Origin of the sequence: Sorangium sp. So ce296 (genome assembly GCF_051529605.1) — a bacterium.
GTDB lineage: Bacteria > Myxococcota_A > Polyangia > Polyangiales > Polyangiaceae > Sorangium > Sorangium cellulosum_D.
The window spans coordinates 2545052-2565025 of sequence record NZ_CP150325.1 but is presented as its reverse complement, the minus strand read 5'-3'; the positions used below and the strand labels follow the sequence as shown (position 1 = coordinate 2565025).

Sequence of the window (19974 nt, the reverse complement as noted above, 5' to 3'; positions counted from 1 at the left end):
ATCGTCGTTGAGCTCTGCCCGCGTATTCACGGACGTTCGTTTGATTACTGACGGGCAACACATTTTACTAACCTTGCGTAAGCGACTTATTTCCTGTAACGGTCGTTATGGCGAGGCGCTGCGCGTTCGGCGTCTGAGCCCTGAGATCCTGCGAGCAACGAAGCTTTCCTCAGAGGCGATGTTTTTACGCTCTGCCTGAAGGAGACGGCTATGTCGCGCGAATCACGGACGCAGCTCTCCACCATTGCTGAGATCCAGCGATGGCTCACGGAGAGGATCGCGGAGCGCTCGGGCGTGTCGCCAGGGTCGATCGAGCCCGGCGCGCGGTTCACCGATTGTGGGCTCGACTCCACCGCTGCGATGGGCCTGATCGCCGCGCTGGGGGAGGCCATCGGGCGCCGGCTCCACCCCACGCTGATATGGGAGTGCCCGACGATCGAGCGGCTCTCTCGTTATGTGGCCGAGGGGCCGGGGCTATCGCCCGCTCCGCGGGGCGCGCGCGCGGGCGACGCGGCGCTGGGCCCGGAGCCCATCGCCGTCATCGGCGTCGCCTGCCGGTTCCCGCAGGCGCCGGACCCGGACGCCTTCTGGCGGCTCCTGCGGGGCGGCGTGGACGCGACCTCCGACATCCCCCCGGGGCGGTGGGACGTCGACGCGCTCTACAGCGCCGATCGCGGCGCTCCCGGGAAAATGAGCGCGCGCCGCGGTGGGTTCCTCGACCGGGTGGATCTCTTCGATCCGCAGTTCTTCGACATCTCGCCGCGCGAGGCCGTCCAGATGGATCCCCAGCAACGGCTGCTGCTGGAGCTCGCGTGGGAGTCGCTGGAGGACGCCGGCGTGCCCCCGCGATCGCTCGAGGGCAGCCAGACCGGCGTGTTCTTCGGCGCCATGTGGGGCGATTACGCGCGCGTGAACGGCGGCCCCATCGACGCGATCGTCCAGCATACGGCCGCCGGGCAGGACCTCAGCATCCTCGCCGCCCGGGTCTCTTATGCGCTCGGCCTGGAGGGGCCGAGCCTGCACGTGAACACGGCCTGCTCCTCGTCGCTCGTCGCGGTCCACCTCGCGTGCCAGAGCCTGCGGCTCGGCGAGTGCGACCTCGCCCTCGCCGGGGGCGTGAACCTGATCGTCGCCCCCGAGAGCATGGTCGCCATCTCCAAATTCGGGGCGCTCGCGCCCGACGGCCGCTCGAAGGCGTTCGACGCGCGCGCGGACGGGTATGCCCGCGGCGAGGGCGGCGGCGTGGTGGTGCTGAAGCCGCTCTCCCGCGCGCTCGCGGCGGGCGACCCCATCTACTGCGTGATCCGCGGCAGCGCCGTCAACAACGACGGGCTCAGCAACGGGCTCTCCGCGCCGAACCCGAAGGCGCAGGAGGCCCTCCTCCGCGAGGCCTACGCGCGCGCGGGGGTGCGGCCGGAAGAGGTCGATTACGTCGAGGCCCACGGCACTGGCACCATCCTCGGGGACCCCATCGAGGCGAAGGCGCTCAGCGCCGTGCTGTGCGCGGATCGCCCGCCGGAGCGGCCGCTCCGGATCGGGTCGGTCAAGACGAACATCGGCCACCTCGAGGGCGCCGCGGGCGTGGCGGGGCTCATCCGCGTCGCGCTCTCGATGCGGCGCCTCACGCTCCAGCCGAGCCTCCACTTCGAGCAGCCGAACCCGCACATTCCCTTCGACGAGCTGCGGCTCTCGGTGCAGCGCGCGACGGAGCCGTGGCCCAAGAAGGAGCGCGGGCCGGCGCTGGCCGGCGTCAGCTCCTTCGGCTTCGGCGGGACCAACTGCCACGTCGTGCTCGAGGCGCCCCGGGGCCGCGAGGCGCACCTCCTGCCGCTGTCCGCGCCGAGCGCCGAGGAGCTCGCGGCCCTCTGCCGGCGCGTCCATGCGCTCGTCACCGAGGGCGGCGAGGGCGGCGAGCGGCCCTCCGTGCAGGCGCTCTGCGGCGCGGCCGCGGCGCGGCTCAGCGGCGGGGAGCACCGGCTCGCGCTCACCGTCTCCTCCCACGGCGATCTCGCCGCGCGCCTCGACGCGCTGCTGGCCGGGTGCGCGCAGCCGGGCGGCTCGCTCGGCAAGGCGGCCGGCGCGCGGCCGAAGATCGCCTTCGTCTTCGGCGGGCACGGCTCGCAGTGGCTCCCCATGGGGCGCGATCTGCTGCTCGAGGAGCCCGTCTTCCGGTCGACCCTCGAGCGGTGCGACGCGGCGATGCGGCCGCACGCGAGCTTCTCGCCGCTCGCCGCGCTGGCGGCGGGCGACGGGCGCCTGCTCGAGGAGGCCGACGTCGTCCAGCCGGCCATCTTCGCGATCCAGGTCGCGCTGGCGGCGCTGTGGCGCTCGTGGGGCATCGAGCCGGACGCGGTGGTGGGGCAGAGCATCGGCGAGGTCGCGGCGGCGTGCGTCGCCGGCGCGCTGAGCCTCGAGGACGCCGCCGCGGTCATCTGCGCGATGGGCAGGCTCGTCCGGCAGCAGAGCGGCTCGGGCGCCGTGGCCGTCGTGGAGCTCTCCGCCGACGACGCGGCGCGCGCGCTCGCCGGCCACGAGGGCCGCCTCTTCCTCGCGGGGAGCAACAGCCCGGGATCCACCCTGATCTCGGGCGAGCCGGCGGCGCTCGAGGCGCTGCTCCAGGCGCTCGCCGAGCAGGGGGTGACGGGCCGGCAGGTCCGGATGGATTACGCCTCGCACAGCCCGCACATGGACGCGCTGTGCCCCGAGCTCGCGCGCGCCCTGCAGGGGATCGCGCCGCGCGGGGGCGGGGCGCCGATCTACTCGACGGTGACGGGGGCGCGGCTCGACGGCGCGGCGCAGGACGCCGCGTACTGGGCCCGCAACCTGCGGGAGCCGGTGCGCCTCGACGCCGCGCTCGATCGCCTGATCGACGATGGGTTCAGCGTCTTCCTCGAGCTCGATCCTCACCCCGTCCTCGCCCACGCCGTCGCGTCGAGCCTCGCCAGGAAGGAGCGGAGCGGCGTCGCGCTGCCGTCGCTGCGGCGGGACGAGCCGGCCCGGGCGTGCCTGCTCGGCTCGCTGGGCGAGCTCTACATGCTCGGCGCGCCCGTCGCGTGGCGAAAGGTGGCTCCGCCCGCCGCGGCGGCCCTGCCGGCGCCGCTCGGCGCGGCGGACGCCCTGCCGGCGCCGCTCGGGGAGCCGCGCGCTGCCGGGCCGGAAGCGGCCTCGAGCCCGGCGGACGCGGGCGAGCCCGCCGCGCCCGAGCTGCTCGTGCTCTCGGCGCGCTCCAGGCCCGCGCTCCTCGACCTGGCGCGCGCGTCGGCGTCCCGGCTGCGCTCGCCGGAGAGCCCCCCGCTGCGCGACGTCTGCTACACGGCGAGCGTCCGGCGCAGCCACCTCGAGCACCGGCTGGCGGTCGTGGGCGGCTCGCACGAGGAGATGGCCGGCGCCCTCGACGACCTCGCGCGCGGGGGCGCCGCGCGCGCCGGCGCCGCGCTGGGCGAGGCGCCGGCGGGGCAGCGCCCCTCGGTGGTGCTCGTGTTCTCGGGCCAGGGGTCGCAATGGCCGGGCATGGGGCGGGCGCTCCTCCGGCAGGAGCCCGTCTTCCGCGACGCGCTCGAGGCGTGCGACCGGCTGCTCGCGCCGCTCGCCGGCTGGTCGCTGCTGAAAGAGATCGAGGCGCCGGAGGCCTCGTCGCGCCTGCAGGAGACGCAGGTCGCGCAGGCCGCGCTGTTCGCGGTGGAGGTCGCGCTCGCCGCGCTCCTCGACGCCTGGGGGATCGCCGCGGACGCCGTGATCGGCCACAGCGTCGGGGAGATCGCGGCGGCGCACGTCGCGGGGGCGATCCCCCTCGAGGAGGCGGTGCGCATCGTCCACCACCGCGGGCGGATCATGCAGCGCGCGACCGGCCTGGGGAAGATGGCCTCGGTCCAGACGTCCCCGGAGCAGGCGGCGCGCGCGCTCGAAGGCCACGAGGGGCGGCTCTCGATCGCCGCCGTCAACGACCCGGGCTCGGTCGTGCTGTCCGGCGAAGCGGCGGCGCTCGGCGAGGTGGTGGCGGAGCTCCGGCGCGCCGGGGTCGAGTGCCGCGAGCTGCCGGTGAACTACGCGTTCCACAGCCCGCAGATGGATCCGTTCCGCGAGGAGCTCGCGAGCGCGCTCGGGGAGATCGCGCGGGGCCGCGCGGACCGGACGCTGGTGAGCACCGTGACGGGCGAGGGCATCGACGGCGAGGCGCTCGACGCGTCGTACTGGGCGAGGAACGTCCGGGAGCCGGTGCTGCTCGCGCGCGCGATCGACGGCGCCGTGACCGCCGGGCACCGGATCTTCGTGGAGATGGGGCCGCACCCCGTGCTCTCGGCCAACGTGCGGCGGTGCCTCGCGGCGCGCGGGGTCGACGGGCTGGTCGCCCCGACCTTGCGCCGGGGCCGCGACGCGCGGCGCTGCCTGCTCGAGTCGCTGGGCGCCCTCCACACGCGCGGGTGCCGGGTCGACTGGGCCCGGATGGCACCGGCGGGCGGGCGCTGCGTGTCCTTGCCGGGGTATCCGTGGCAGCGCAAGCGGTACTGGCTGGAGGCGCCCGCGGACGCGCGGCGCGAGGCGAAGGGCGCGCCCGCGGCGGCGCTGCCGTCGCTCCTCCGGTCGGCCGACGCGGCGGCGTTCGCGGCGCAGCTCGGGCTCTCGGCGGCGCTCTCGGCCGAGGAGCTCGGCGTCGTCGGCCGGGTGCTCGACGCGCTGCGGGCGAGGGCGGATCAGGCGCGTGCGGAGGCGGAGATCCAGCCCTGGCTCCACGAGCTCTCGTGGAAGCCGGCGCCCCTCGCGCCGCGCGCGCGCCCGGCCGAGCCCGGGCACTGGGTCGCGCTCGTCGACGAGGGTGGCACCGGCGACAGGCTGGCCGACGCGCTCGAGGCGGCGGGCGCGACCTGCTCCCGGCTCCGCCTGGGGAGCGCGGCGGGGCAGGCGTGGACGGGTGGTTCGACGCCCGAGGCGCCCGAGGGCCTCGCGGCGTGGTGGGCGGAGCGCGCGGCCGAGCGCGGGCCCGTGCGCGGCGTGGTCCACCTGTGGAGCCTCGACGGCGCGCCGGAGGGCGAGGACGCGCTGGACGCCGCGCTCGCGCGGGGCGTCGAGAGCGCGCCGGGCTTGCTGCGCGCCGCCCTGCAGGCGGGGCAGGGCGAGCGGCCGCGGCTCTGGTTCGTGACCCGCGGGGCGGTGTCGGTGGGCGCGGGCGACCCGGTCACGGCGCCCGCGCAGGCGGCGCTCTGGGGGCTCGGCCGGACCCTGGCGCTCGAGCACCCGGAGGTCTGGGGAGGGCTCGTCGACCTGCCGCCTTCCGCCGGGGAGCACGACATCGCCGCGCTCGCCGCGCAGGTGCTGAGCCCCGACGGCGAGGACCACGTCGCGCTCCGGGCGTCGGGGCGGTACGTGGAGCGGCTCGTGCGCTGCGCCGGAGCGCCGGACGGGGCGCGGGACGGAGCGCCGGCCTGGTCCACGTCGGGCACGGCGCTCATCACCGGGGGCCTCGGCGCGCTGGGCAGGCATGTCGCGCGGTGGGCGGCGCAGCGGGGCGCGCGGCACCTCGTGCTCACGAGCCGCAGGGGCGCGTCGGCCGACGACCGCGACTTCCTCGCGTCGCTCGAGGCGCTCGGGGCGCGCGTGACCGTCGCGCAGGCCGACGTGGCCGACGCGGCGGCGATGGCCGCCGTGCTCGCGGACATCGACGCCCGGCTGCCGCCGCTCTCCGCGGTGTTTCACCTGGCGGGCGTCTCCGACCAGACGCCGCTCTCGGCCCTCGACGGCGCGGGGCTCCGCCGGGTGCTCGCGCCGAAGGTCCACGGGACCGCGGCGCTCGACGCGCTGACGCGCGGCCGGCCCCTCGACGCGTTCGTCTGCTTCACGTCGATCGCCGCGGTGTGGGGCTCGGCGCGGCAGGCCGGCTACGCGGCGGCGAACGCGTTCCAGGACGCGCTCGTCCGCGCGCGCCGCGCCGCCGGGGCGCCCGCGGTCGCCGTGAGCTTCGGGCCGTGGCGCGGCGGCGGCATGGCGACCTCCGCGATCGCGTCGCTCGAGGAGCGCGGGGTGCGGTCCTTCGGCCCGGAGCAGGCCATGGCGGCGCTGTCCTTCTGCATGACCGCCGGGGCGGCGCAGGTGGTCGTGGCCGACGTCGACTGGCCGAGGTTCTGCGCGGTGGTCGAGAGCAGCGGCCCGCGCCCGCTGCTCTCCGAGATGCCGCGCGCCACGGCGCCCGCGCCGGGCGACGCCGCGCCCGCGCCGGGCGACGCCGCGCCCGCGCTCCTCGGCGAGCTCGCGGCGGCGCCGCCGCGGGAGCGGCGCCGGATGCTCCAGCGGCGGATCCAGGCCTCGGTCGCCGAGACGCTGGGGTTCGCCGAGGCCGACGAGGTGAGCCCGACCCGGGGCTTCTTCGAGCTCGGCATGGATTCGCTGATGGCCGTGGATCTGTGCCAGCGCCTGGGCCGCGCGCTCGGCCGGACGCTGTCGTCGAGCGTGACGTTCAACCACCCGAACGTCGTCGCGATGACCGACTTCCTGCTCGAGGAGCTGTCGCCGAGCCTGCCGGGCGACGCCGCGCCTCCGGAGGCCGAGGAGCGCGCGGGCGCGGACGGCGCGGGCGGCGCGGCGTCGAGCGACGTCGGCGGGCGCGCCGTGGCCGGCGACGAGCCGATCGCGATCGTGGGGATGGGGTGCCGCTTGCCGGGCGGCGTCGAGACCCCGGAGGAGTTCTGGCGGCTGCTCGAGCAGCGGGTCGACGCCGTGGCGCCGATCCCGGCGGACCGCTGGGACGCCGCGGCGTACTACGACCCCGATCCGGACGCGGCCGGCAAGATGTACGTCCGGGAGGGCGGCTTCCTGGCCGCGGCGCCGGATCGGTTCGACGCGCGCTTCTTCGGGATCGCGCCGCGGGAGGCGATCCACCTCGATCCGCAGCACCGGCTGCTGCTCGAGGTCATCTGGGAGGCCATGGAGGACGCGGGCGTGGTGCCCGGCGAGCAGCCGCTGACGGGCGTCTTCGTCGGGATCGGGCCGAGCGACTACGGCATCCTGCAGCGGACGCACGCGGATCTCGAGGCGCTGGACGCCTACACGCTCTCGGGGACGTTCACGAGCTTCTCCGCGGGCCGGCTCTCGCACGCGCTCGGGCTCGAGGGGCCGAGCATGGCCGTCGACACGGCGTGCTCGTCGTCGCTGACGGCGATCCACCTCGCGTGCCGGAGCCTGTGGGCGGGCGAGTGCCGGGTGGCGGTCGCGGGCGGGGTCCAGCTGATGCTCGCCCCGCACCTCGGCGTGTACCTGTCGCGCCTCCACGCGCTGGCGCCGGACGGGCGGTGCAAGACGTTCTCCGCGGACGCGGACGGGTATGGCCGCGGCGAGGGCTGCGGCATGGTCGTGCTGAAGCGCCTGTCGGACGCGGCGCGCGACGGCGATCGCATCCTGGCGGTGATCCGCGGCTCGGCCGTGAACAGCGACGGCCGCAGCGCCGGCATCACCGTGCCGAACGGCAAGGCGCAGGAGGCGGTCGTGCGCGCGGCGCTCTCGATCGCGGGGCTCTCGCCCGGCGACATCGATTACGTCGAGGCGCACGGCACCGGGACGGCGCTCGGCGATCCCATCGAGGTCGAGGCGCTCGCGGCGGTCTACGGCGAGGGGAGGCCCGGCGACCGGCCGCTCAAGATCGGGTCGGTGAAGACGAACATCGGCCACCTCGAGTCGGCGGCGGGCGTGGCCGGCGTGATGAAGGTGGTGCTGTCGCTGGGGCACGGCGCGCTGCCGGCGCAGCTGCACGCGCGCGCGCTCAACCCGCGCATCCCGTGGGCCGAGCTCCCGATCGAGGTGACCACGGCGGCCGAGCCGTGGCGCCGCGGGGAGCGTCCCCGCCGCGCGGGCGTGAGCTCGTTCGGGATGAGCGGGACCAACGCCCACCTCGTGCTGGAGGAGGCGCCCGAGGTCCCCGAGCCGCCCGCGCTCCCGGACGCCCCGCTCACGCTGCTGCCCCTGTCGGCGAGGTCCCCCCGGGCGCTCGCCGCCCTGGCCGAGGCCTACGAGCGCTTCCTCGGCGGCGCGCCGCCCGACGCGCGGCTCGCGGACATCGCGTACACGGCGAGCGTGCGGCGCCGCCACCACGAGTTCCGGCTCGCGGTGGTGGGCCGGTCCCGCGAGGAGCTCGCCGAGGCGCTCGGCGCGCACGCGCGGGGCGAAGCGCACCCCGCCGCGGCGAGCGGGCAGACGGTGCTCGGGTGGCAGCCCCAGGTGGTGTTCGTGTTCTCCGGGCAGGGCTCGCAGTGGCTGGGGATGGGCCGAGAGCTCCTCGCCGAGGAGCCCGCCTTCCGCGCGGCGATCGAGGCGTGCGAGCCGCTCGTGCAGCGGCACGCGGGCTTCTCGCTGCTCGCCGAGCTCGCCGCCCCCGAGGCGACCTCGCGGCTGGATGAGACGGAGGTCACTCAGCCGGCGATCTTCGCCGTGCAGGTGGCCCTTTCGGCGCTCTTGCGGACGCTGGGCGTCACGCCCGACGCCGTGATCGGCCACAGCGTCGGCGAGGTGGCGGCCGCGCACGTCGCCGGCGTCCTGAGCCTGGACGAGGCGATCCGGATCGTGGCGATCCGCGGGCGGATCACGCAGCGCGCCACGGGCCTCGGGAAGATGGCCTCCGTGGCGCTGTCCGAGGACGAGGCCGCGGCCGTCCTGGAGGGGCGCGCGGACCGGATCTCGATCGCGGCGATCAACGACGCTCGCTCCGTGGTGCTCTCCGGCGACGCGGCCGCGCTCGAGGAGGTGGTGGCGAGCCTGCAGGCGAGGCAGGTGCCCTGCCGCATGCTGCGGGTCAACTACGCCTCCCACAGCCCGCACATGGAGCCCCTGCAGCGCGACTTCCGGGGCGCGCTGGGGGAGGTCGCGGCGGGCCGGGCGTCGATCGCGATGTACAGCACCGTGACGGGCGCGCGCCTCGAGGGCGAGCCGCTCGACGCGGGGTACTGGGCGCGGAACGTCCGTGAGCCGGTGCAGCTCGCCCGGGCCGTCTCCGCGGCGTGGGCGGACGGCCACGAGATCTTCCTGGAGATCGGCCCGCACCCGGTGCTCCTGGCGAACCTCCAGCAGCTCCTGTCCGAGCGGGGCACGGGGGGGAAGGCGCTCCCCACGATGCGGCGCGACCAGGGAGAGCGGCGGAGCGTGCTGCAGGCGCTCGGAGCCCTCTACGCCCACGGCTATCCGGTGCGCTGGAAGCTGCAGTATCCGTCGGGCGGGCGCTGCGTCCCGCTGCCGGCGTATCCCTGGCAGCGGGAGCGGTACTGGATCGAGGGGGGCGCGCCCGCGCGCTCGGCGACCCTCGAGGCGCCCGGGATCACGGAGGAGCTGCTCTACGCCGTCGCCTGGCATCGCAGCGAGCCCGCGCGCCCGCCCGCCGCCCCTCGCGCGTCGCGCGGCGCCTGGCTCCTGCTCCTGGATCGGGACGGTACGGGTGAGGAGGTTGCCGCGCTCCTCGGCCAGCGGGGCGACGCGTGCGTGCGCGCCGTTCCGGGGGAGCGCTATGCGCGCCTCGGGGACGGGCGCTACGAGGTCGACCCCTCGGACAGCGCGGCGCTCTCGGCGCTGCTGGACGACGCATTCCAGGGCGACGCGGCGTGCCGGGGCGTCGTGCATCTCCTCGGCCTGGACGCCGCGGCGGCGGAGGCGACGACGCCGGAGACGCTCGAGCGAGACCTGCGCCGCGCAGGCCTGAGCGCGCACGTGCTGGCGCAGGCGCTCTCGCGCAGGGGGTGGCGCGACGCGCCGCAGCTCTGGCTCGTCACCCGCGGCGCGCAGGCCGTGGCCGAGCCGGCGCCGGTGTCCGTGGCCCAGGCGCCGCTCTGGGGCGTGGGCGGCGTGCTCTCGGCCGAGCACGCGGCGCTCCGGTGCAAGCGCGTCGACCTGGGCCCGACCCCCGCATCGGGCGAGGCCGCCGCGCTGCTCCGGGAGCTCGACGCGGCCGATCGCGAGGACCGGATCGCGCTGCGCGGCGAGGCGCGGTACGTGGCGCGGCTCGAGCGCGGCGTCCCCGGGACCAGCCCCGGCGCGAGCGCGAGCTTCCGCGCCGACGGAGGTTACCTGATCGCCGGAGGCATCGAGGGGTTCGGCCTCTCGCTCGCGCGGTGGATGGTGGAGAAGGGCGCCCGCCACCTCCTGCTCACCGGCGAGGGCGGCGCGACGGAGGCAGCCCGGAGCGCGATCGCCGCGATGGAAGCGGCGGGCGCTCGGGTGGTCGTGGCCGAGGTCGACGTGGCCGAGCCGTCGCGGGCGGCCGAGGTCGTGGCGGCGGTCGAGCAGCGGTTCGGCGTGCTCCGGGGGGTCGTCTACGCGGAGCCGGCCGCGGGCGGCCCCGCGCCGGAGCGCGACGCGCGCCGCTCCTGGATCGCGGCGGCCTCGCGGGCGCGCGGAGCGTGGAACCTGCACGCGCTGACCGCGGACAGGCCGCTCGACCTCTTCCTCCTGCACGCCTCGGCGATGCCGCTCCTCGGAGCTCCTGGCGACGCGGGCTCCGCGGCGGCCGACGCGTTCCTCGGCGCGCTCGCGCACCACCGGCGCTCCAGGGGGTTGCCCGCGCTGAGCGTCGACTGGGGCCTCTTCGCCGAGGAGACCCCGGCGGAGGCGCACCACGGCGCCGCGGCGCGCCTCCCGCGCGGGGGGACCGGGCTCCTCACGGAGGCGGACGCGCTGGCCGCGCTCGAGCGCCTGCTCGGGGGAGGGGCGGCTCGGGCCGGCGTCCTGAGGTTCGACCTGCGCCAGTGGCTCGAGTTCTACCCGACCGCCGCCGCGTCGCCCTTCTGGGAGCGCCTGCGCAAGGAGGGCGATCGCGCGAAGCCGCGCGCGCCCGAGGCCGCGCGCTTCCGCGCGGCGCTCGACGGCGCGACGCCGGAGGAGCGGCCGTCGCTGATCGAGGGCTTCGTCGGGCAGGTCGCGGCCAGGGTCCTGCGGTTCGAACCGGGATCCATCGACCGGCACGTGCCGCTGAACGATCTCGGCATCAACTCGCTGATGAGCCTGGAGCTGCGCAATGGCCTGGAGGCCGGCCTGGGGCTCTCGCTGCCGTCCACCTTGCTCTGGACCTACCCCCACGTCGCCGGGCTCTCGGCGTACCTCGCCGAGCAGCTCGGCGCCGGCGCCGGCGCTCGGCCCGCGTCGCCTCCGCCGGCGCCGCGGTCCCCGAGCGCGGCGCCGCAGCCCGCGGCGGCGCAGGAGGTCGAGCCGATCGCCGTCGTCGGCCTGGCGTGCCGGCTGCCCGGAGGCGGAAGCGACCCCGAGGCGTTCTGGCGAGCGCTGGAGGAGGGCGTCGACGCGATCCAGCGGATCCCCGCGACGCGGTGGCCCGACGACGCGATCCCCGACGGCCCGCCGGGAACGCGCTGGGCCGGGCTGCTCGACAGGGTCGACGGGTTCGATGCGCGCTTCTTCGGGATCGCGCCGCGCGAGGCCACGAGCCTCGACCCGCAGCAGCGCCTCCTGCTCGAGGTGGCCTGGGAGGCGTTCGAGGACGCTGGGCAGCCCGCCGAGCGGCTCCTCCGCAGCCGGACCGGCGTGTTCATCGGCATGGCGGTCCAGGACTACCAGCACCGCTTCGCCTCGCTCGATCCCCGGCAGCTCGACGCCTACTGCGCGACCGGAACCCTGGCGAGCACCGCCGCGGGGCGCCTGTCCTACGTGTTCGGCCTCGAGGGGCCGAGCATGACGGTGGACACGGCGTGCTCCTCCTCGCTCGTCGCGCTCCACCTCGCCTGCCAGAGCCTCCGGAGCGGCGAGAGCGACATGGCGATCGCGGGGGGCGTCAGCCTCATCCTGTCCCCGCTGACGATGTGCCTGATGGGCCAGACCCAGGCGCTCTCGCCCGACGGTCGATGCAAGACGTTCGACGCCGCCGCGAACGGGTACGTGCGGGCGGAGGGCTGCGGCATGGTCGTGCTCAAGCGGCTCTCGGACGCGCAGCGGGACGGCGACAGGATCTGGGCGCTGGTCCGCGGCTCGGCCGTCAACCAGGACGGGCGCTCGTCGGGGCTGACGGCGCCGAACGTGCTCTCGCAGCAGGCGCTCCTGCGGCAGGCGCTGGAGAGCGCCCGCGTCTCGCCGGCCCAGGTGGGCTACGTCGAGGCCCACGGCACCGGCACCTCCCTCGGGGATCCGATCGAGCTCACGGCCCTGAAAGAGGTGCTGGGCGGGCCGCGGCCCGACGGGCCGCCGTGCTGGCTCGGCTCGGTGAAGACCAACATCGGCCACCTGGAGGCGGCGGCGGGGGTGGCGGGGTTCATCAAGGTCGTGCTGGCGCTGCGCCACGAGACGATCCCGAAGCACCTGCATTTCCAGACGCTGAACCCGCGGATCTCGCTCGAAGGCACGCCGTTCGCCGTCCCGGTGGAGCCGCTGCCCTGGCCGTCCGGAGGCGCGCCGCGGATCGCGGGGGTGAGCGCCTTCGGGATCAGCGGGACCAACGCGCACGTCGTGCTGCAGGAGCCCCCGCCGCCCGCCCCGCCGTCGCCGGAAGGCCGCGCGTCCGTCGTGCTCCTCCCCCTCTCCGCGAAGAGCCCGGCCGCGCTCTCGGCCCTGGCGGAGGCGTACCGGCGGCTCTTGGTCGAGGACCCCGCTGGAGCCGCCGCGGACCTCGCGGACATCGCGTACACCGCGAGCGTGCGGCGCAGCCACCACGAGCATCGGCTGGCCGTCGCCGGCGGCTCGCGGCAGGAGCTCGCCGGGCTGCTCGCGGCCTACGGGCGGGGCGAGGAGGCCGCCGGCGTCGCCCGCGGGGACGCGCGCGCGTCGGCGCGGCCGCGGGTCGTGTTCGTGTTCCCGGGCCAGGGCTCGCAGTGGCCGGGCATGGCGCGGCAGCTCCTCGCCGAGGAGCCGATCTTCCGCGAGGCCCTCACCGCGTGCGACGCGGCGATCGCGCGCGAGACGGGGTGGTCGCTGCTCGAGGAGCTCCACGCGGGCGAGGAGCGCTCGCGCCTCGCGGAGATCGACGTCGTGCAGCCGGCGCTCTTCGCGATCGGCATCGCCCTGTCGGCGCTCTTCCGCGCGTGGGGCGTGGAGCCGGACGCCGTGGTGGGGCACAGCATGGGCGAGGTGGCGGCGGCGCACGTCGCGGGCGCGCTGACGCTGGACGACGCCGCGCGCGTCATCTGCCGCCGGAGCAAGCTCCTGCGGCGGATCAGCGGCGCGGGGGCGATGGCGCTCGTGGAGCTGCCCATGGAGCAGGCGCGGCAGATGACGTCCGGGTACGCGGGGCGCGTCTCCGTGGCGGTGAGCAACAGCGAGCGGTCGACGGTGCTGTCCGGCGAGCCCCTCGCGCTCGACGAGATCCTCGCGGAGCTCGCGCGGCGCGGGGTGTTCTGCCGCCGCGTGAAGGTGGACGTCGCGTCGCACAGCCCGCAGGTGGAGCCGCTCCTCGGGGAGCTGCGGGCGGCGCTCGACGGGCTCGCGCCGGCGCCGGCGCGGGTGCCCATGCGCTCGACCGTGAGCGGCGAGATCTGCCGCGGCGAGGAGCTCGGGCCGGAGTACTGGGCGCGGAACCTGCGAGACCCGGTGCTGTTCTCGGGCGCCGTGCAGCGGCTCGCGGAGGGCGGACCCACGCTGTTCCTCGAGATGAGCCCGCACCCGATCCTGGCGCCCGCCATCGAGGAAGGGCTGCGCGCGAAGGAGCCCGGGGGCGCGGCGCTCCCGGCGATGCGGCGGGAGCGGGACGAGCGGCGGAGCCTGCTGGAGGCGCTCGGCGCGCTCTACGCGCACGGCTACCCGGTGGACTGGAAGCGCCAGCATCCGTCGGGGGGCCGCTGCGTCTCGCTGCCGACGTACCCTTTCCAGCGAGAGCGCTACTGGATCGACGAGGCCCCCCGGGCGCCGTGGCCCGAGGGGCGCCTCGCGGCGCCGGACGACGGCGACGAGCTGCTGTACGCCGTCGCGTGGGAGCGCCGCGCGCCGGAGCCCGCGCACGGCGACGGCCGCCGCGCCCACCGTGGCGCCTGGCTCGTGCTCGCGGACCGGACCGGCACCGGCGCCGAGCTCGCGGAGCTCCTGCGAACGCGGGGCGACGCCTGCGTCGTCGCCGTGACCGGCGAGGTCACGGCGCGCCATGCGTCCGGGCTCTACGAGCTCGACCCGCGAGACCCGATGGCGTTCCGGTTCCTGCTCGAGGACGCGTTCGGCGGCGGCCCGGCGTGCCGGGGCGTCGTGCACCTGTGGAGCCTGGACGCGCAGGGCCCGGACGGCGTCACGCTGGAGACGCTGGAGCGGGATCAACGCCTCGGGACGCTGAGCGCGATGTTCCTCGCGCAGGCGCTCGTGCGCAGGGGGTGGCGCGACGCGCCGAGGCTGTGGCTCGTGACCCGCGGCGCGCAGGCCCTGGAGGAGGCCGCGCCGGTGTCGGTGTCTCAGGCGCCGCTCCTCGGCTTCGGCCGCGTGCTCGCCTCCGAGCACCCGGAGCTCCGGTGCACGCGCGTGGACCTCGACCCGGCGCGCGCGCCGGAGGACGCCGCCTCGCTCGCGCGGGAGCTCGACGCCACGGACGACGAGGATCACATCGCGCTCCGGGCGGGCGAGCGCTACGTCGCGCGGATGGCGCGCACCGCGCTGCGGGAGCGGCGCGCCGGCGGCGTCGCGCTGCGGCCGGACGGCACGTACCTCATCGTCGGCGGGCTCGGGGGGCTCGGGCTCTCGCTGGCGCGCTGGATGGTGGCCCGGGGCGCTCGCCACCTCGTGCTGGCGGGCCGCAGCGGCGCGTCCGAAGCGGCGCGGCGCGCGATCGACGCGCTCGAGGCGCAGGGCGCGCAGGTGGTCGTGGCCCAGGCGGACGTGTCGCGTCGCGATCACGTCACCGAGCTCCTCGCGGCGATCGACCGGCGCGCGCCGCCGCTCCGCGGGGTCGTCCACGCGGCCATGGTCATCGCCGACGGCACCGTGATGGAGCAGAGCGCCGAGCGCTTCTGGGCGACCATGGCCCCGAAGATGCACGGCGCGTGGATCCTGCACGAGCTGACCGCGGGCAGGCCGCTCGATTTCTTCGTGATGTACTCGTCGGTGGCCTCGCTGCTCGGCGCGCCGGGCAACGGGAACTACACCGCGGCGAGCGTGTTCCTGGACGCCCTCGCGCATCACCGGCGCGCGCTCGGGCTCCCCGCGCTGAGCATCGACTGGGGCCTCTTCTCCGACGTGGGCATCGCGGCCCGGCAGGCCGATGTCATGGGCCGCGTGGGCGACCGGGGGATGGACAACCTCACCGAGGAGGAGGGGCTGCGGATGCTGGAGCGCCTGCTCGAGGCGGACATGCCCCAGATCGCGGTCGTCCGGTTCAACGTGCACCGGTGGCTCGAGTCCTACCCGAGCGTCGCGCGGTGGCGCTACTGGGAGCGGCTCACGCGCGAGCGCGCCCGCGCGGCGCCGAGGTCGTCGGACATCCTCCGGGTCCGCGAGGCGCTGGAGCGGGAGCCGCCCGAGGAGCGCCGGTTCCGCCTGCAAGGGCACCTGAAGGAGCAGCTCGGCCGCGTGCTCCGCGTGGATCCGGCCGCCGTCGGGCCGCTCGAGGTGTTCGCCAGCCTCGGGATGGACTCGCTGACGAGCCTCGAGTTCCGCAACCGCCTCGAGTCCAGCCTGGGGCTCAGCCTCTCGGCGACGCTGCTGTTCACGTACCCGAACATCGCGTCGCTCGCCGACCACCTGCTCGCCGAGATCGAGGCGGCCGACGCCCCGGCCGAGGAGGTGACCCAGAGGACCTTCGCCGACTCGCTCGGCGATCTCGACGGAAGTGCGTTGCTGAGCCTCCTCGACGAGGAGCTCACTCTGGCCAGCGGGAGGAAATCGCTATGAGCGCGCCGGTGACGGATTACGAGGCTCGTTTGCGGCAAGCGATCGCCACCATCCGGGAGCTCCGGGCCGAGCGGGACGCCCTCGCGCGGGCCAGGTCCGAGCCGATCGCCGTCATCGGCATGGCGTGCCGGCTCCCGGGCGGCGCCTCGACGCCGGAGGCCTACTGGCAGCTGCTCGAGGACGGCGTGGACGCGGTCACGGAGATCCCCGCCGAGCGGTGGCGCCTCGATCCGGCGCCCGACGAGGCCCCGGACCCGCGGGCGCGCGCGATCCGCTGGGGCGCCTTCCTCCGGGATGTGGATCTGTTCGACGCTCGGTTCTTCGGGATCTCGCCCCGCGAGGCGGAGCGCATGGATCCGCAGCAGCGCCTCCTGCTCGAGGTGGCCTGGGAGGCCCTGGAGCGCGGCGGGCAGGTCCCGGAGCGGCTCGCGGGCACCAGCGCGGGCGTCTTCCTGGGCATGACCAGCAACGACTACGCCCACCTGTGCGGCGCGTTCGAGCCCGGCGCGCAGGACATCCACTCCATGACGGGCAACTTCTTCTCGTTCCCCGCGGGCAGGCTCTCGTACACGCTCGGCCTCCAGGGGCCGAGCCTGACCGTCGACACCGCGTGCTCGTCGTCGCTCGTCGCGGTCCACCTCGCGTGCCAGAGCCTGCGGAGCGGCGAGTGCTCGCTCGCCCTCGCGGGCGGCGTCAACCTCCTCCTGTCGCCGGTGACGATGCGGCTCATCGCGACGACGGGGGCGCTCTCGCCGGACGGCCGGTGCAAGGTCTTCGACGCGGAGGCGAGCGGCTTCGTTCGCGGCGAAGGGTGCGGGCTCGTGCTCCTGAAGCGGCTCTCCGACGCGCAGGCCGACGGCGATCCCATCTGCGCCGTCATCCGCGGCTCGGCGGTCAACCAGGACGGCCGCTCCACGGGGATGACCGCTCCCAACGTCCTCTCCCAGCAATCGATGCTGAAGAAGGCCCTGGAGAGCGCCGGGGTGCAGGCCTCGGAGATCGGTTACGTGGAGACGCACGGGACGGGGACCTCGCTCGGCGATCCGATCGAGGTCGAGGCGCTCGCGCAGGTCGTGGGGAGGCCGCGCGCGACCGAGGCCGCGTGTGTGCTCGGGGCGGCGAAGACGAACATCGGCCACCTCGAGGCGGCCGCCGGCGTGGCGGGGCTGATCAAGGCGGTGCTCGCCCTCCAGCACGGCGCCATCCCGGCGAACCTCCACTTCCGGGCGCTCAACCCGCGCATCAAGCTGGAGGGCACGTCGCTCGCCATCCCCACGCGCAAGCTCGCGTGGAAGGCGGGCGGCGCCGCCCGCCTCGCCGGCGTGAGCGCGTTCGGCCTGAGCGGGACCAACGCGCACATGATCCTGGAGGAGGCGCCGCCGAGCGCCGCCGCCTCCGCGGGCGAGGCGGAGGTCGTCCTCTTGCCCCTCTCGGCGAGATCCCCGGAGGCGCTCGTCGCGGCCGCGCGGGCGTTCCGCGATCTCCTGCGCGAGCCTGTCACCGACGCGTCCCCGCGCCTCGCGGACATCGCCTACACGGCGAGCGTCCGGCGGAGCCACCACAGCCATCGCCTGGCCGTGGTCGGGAGCTCCCGGGAGGAGCTCGCGGCGTCGCTCGACGCCTGCGCCGAGGGGCAGGCGCCTCCGGGGGCGACCCGGAGCGTCGCGGAGCCGGGAGCGCGGGTCCGGGTGGCCTTCGTGTTCTCGGGGCAGGGATCGCAGTGGGCCGGCATGCACCGCGAGCTGTTCGCGGAGGAGCCGAGCTACCGCGCCGCGCTCGAGGCCTGCGACGCGCTCGTGCGGCGCCACGCCGGCTGGTCGCTCCTCGACGAGCTCGACGCGCCCGAGGCGACCTCGCGCCTCCAGGAGACCGAGGTGGCGCAGCCGGCGCTCCTCGCCGTCCAGGTGGCGATGGCCGAGCTCTGGCGATCGCTGGACGTCCGGCCCGGCGCCGTCATCGGGCACAGCGTCGGCGAGATCGCGGCCGCGCACGTCGCGGGCGTCCTGAGCCTGGAGGACGCCGTCCGGCTGGTGGTGCTGCGCGGGCGCCTGATGCAGCGGACGAAGGGGCTCGGAAAGATGGCCCTCGTCGGGGTGCCCGCCGACGAGGCGGCGCGCCTCCTCGAGGGCGCGGGCGATCGTCTCGCCATCGCGGCCGTCAACGATCCGCGCTCGGCCGTGCTGGCTGGCGACGAGGCGGCGCTCGCGGACGTGCTGCGCCGCCTGCGCGGGGAGGGGGTGGATTGCCGCCTGCTCCCGGTGAGCCACGCGTTCCACAGCGCGCAGATGGCGCCGCTGGATCGCGAGCTCGAGGCCGCGCTCTCCGGGCTCTCTCCCCAGCGGGCGGCGCTGCCCCTGTTCAGCACGGTGACCGGCGCGCCGGTCGCGGGGAGCGAGCTCGATCCGGCGTACTGGGCGAGGAACATGAGAGAGCGGGTGCGGTTCGCGGGCGCCGTGGACGCGGCGCTGGCCGCGGGGTACCGGATCTTCCTCGAGGTCGGCCCGCATCCCGTCCTCTCTGGCCACCTCCGGCAGTGCTTCTCCGCGCGGGGGGCGGACGCTCATGCGGTCTTCTCGCTCCGGCGAGAGCACCCGGCGCGGCGGTGCCTGCTGCAGTCGCTCGGGGCGCTCCACGCGCACGGCCAGGCCGTCGCCTGGAAGCGCCTCTACCCGGCGGGAGGGCGCTGCGTCTCGTTGCCGACGTATGCCTGGCAGCGGACGCGGCACTGGATCCAGCGCGAGCGACCGGAGGCGCCGGACGCCCCGGTCGCGCCGCGCGCGTCCGGCGGCGCGCCGGCGGCGGTCGACGTGGGCGCGCCGGCGGCGGTCGCCCTGGTCGAGCGCCTCAGGGCGGTGACGCCCGACGAGCGCCGGCGGGTGCTCGAGGGGTGGCTGAAGACCTCCGCGGCGCAGACGCTGGGGCTGGACGCTCCGGAGAAGATCGCGCCGGGCGCGAGCCTGCTCGACCTCGGGCTCGACTCGCTGATGAGCCTGGAGCTCCGCGACCGGATCGCGCAGGGCCTCGACATCAAGCTGCCGGTCAACCTGCTGCTCGAGCATCCGACCGTCGCTGCGCTCGCCGAGCGCGCGCTGGACGCGCTGAGCTTGCCCGCGACGCCGGGCGGCGAGCGCGGCCGGCAGGATGGCGGAGCGCGACCGAGGTCGCCGCTCGTCGCGATCCAGCCCGCTGGCGAGGGGTCGCCGTTCTTCTGTGTCCACCCGTTCGGCGGGCCGGTGCTCTGCTACACCGAGCTCGCCCGCCACCTGGGAACGGAGCGGCCCTTCTACGGCCTCCAGGCGATCGGGCTGGACGATGGCGCCGCGCCCGATGAGCGGATCGAGGACATGGCCGCGCGTTATCTCGAGGCCATCCGGTCCGTGAGGCCGGCTGGCCCCTACCTGCTCGGCGGCTGGTCCCTCGGCGGGCTCGTCGCGTTCGAGATGGCGCACCAGCTCGTGCGGTGCGGCGAGCGCGTCGCCCTGCTGGCCATGATCGATGGCTACATCGCGAGCCCGAGCACCCGTGAGCGCCGGCTGTGGCAGCTCGTCGAGACCGCGAGGATGGCCCGCCCCGAGATGGCGTACGATGAGCTCCGCCGGCTCGACGAGGGCGAGCTGACGGGGCTCGTCCTCGGCGCAGCGCGCGGCGTGGCGCCGGGCTTCGCCGATGCGGTCAAGCGGCTCGGGGCGGCTCACGGGCGGGCCACGCGCTCCTACGCGATGCCCTGTTATGGGGGTCGTGTGGTCTATTTCCGGGCAGCGCAGCAGCCGCCGCCCGGCCCCTTCGGTCCGGTGACGGAGCCCTACGGGGCCCTCTATCAGCCCATGTCTGGGATCTCGTCACAGCCGATCGAGATCCATGATGTCCCGGGATCTCACCACACGATGCTCCGGGAGCCTCACGTCCGGGTCCTGGCAGAGCGGCTCAGGGAGCGCTTGCGGGCCGCGGACGTCTGCCCCCGCTGAGGCGAGCGGGACGGTCAGGCCTGGCGAGGGCAGATCGGAGCACATCGGAGGCCGCTGTGAGCTTTCGCCCGGTGTCTGCTCGGGTGTGCAGCTGCGCCGGCGTTCCTGATGCGTCTGCAATGAAACGCTACACGCCCCCATCGAATTACGATAGGAGATCAGGGGGGCAACCTGGGCGGAGCCGCCGCTCTGGTGCCACGGCTGGGTGGTCTCGTTCGAGCGGTCAGCCGGCGTGAGG

General features: G+C 75.8%; 2 protein-coding genes. Both read left to right on the top strand.

Annotated elements, in window-relative coordinates; all coding sequences use genetic code 11:
* Nucleotides 1-210 precede the first annotated feature (210 nt).
* Nucleotides 211-15771, top strand: coding sequence for an SDR family NAD(P)-dependent oxidoreductase (locus WME98_RS09750; protein ID WP_437951044.1), 15561 nt, complete (start codon nucleotides 211-213; stop codon nucleotides 15769-15771).
* The gene (locus WME98_RS09745) at nucleotides 15768-19736 is read left to right on the top strand and encodes a type I polyketide synthase (RefSeq protein ID WP_437951043.1); all 3969 of its coding nucleotides are present in this window, start codon (nucleotides 15768-15770) and stop codon (nucleotides 19734-19736) included. The genes WME98_RS09750 and WME98_RS09745 overlap by 4 nt, the downstream gene beginning before the upstream one ends.
* The last annotated feature ends 238 nt before the right edge of the window (nucleotides 19737-19974 follow it).

Excerpts from the sequence above, each read along its gene's own strand:
- WME98_RS09750 (WP_437951044.1), top strand. The coding sequence starts at position 211 with ATGTCGCGCGAATCACGGACGCAGCTCTCCACCATTGCTGAGATCCAG.
- WME98_RS09745 (WP_437951043.1), top strand. The coding sequence starts at position 15,768 with ATGAGCGCGCCGGTGACGGATTACGAGGCTCGTTTGCGGCAAGCGATC.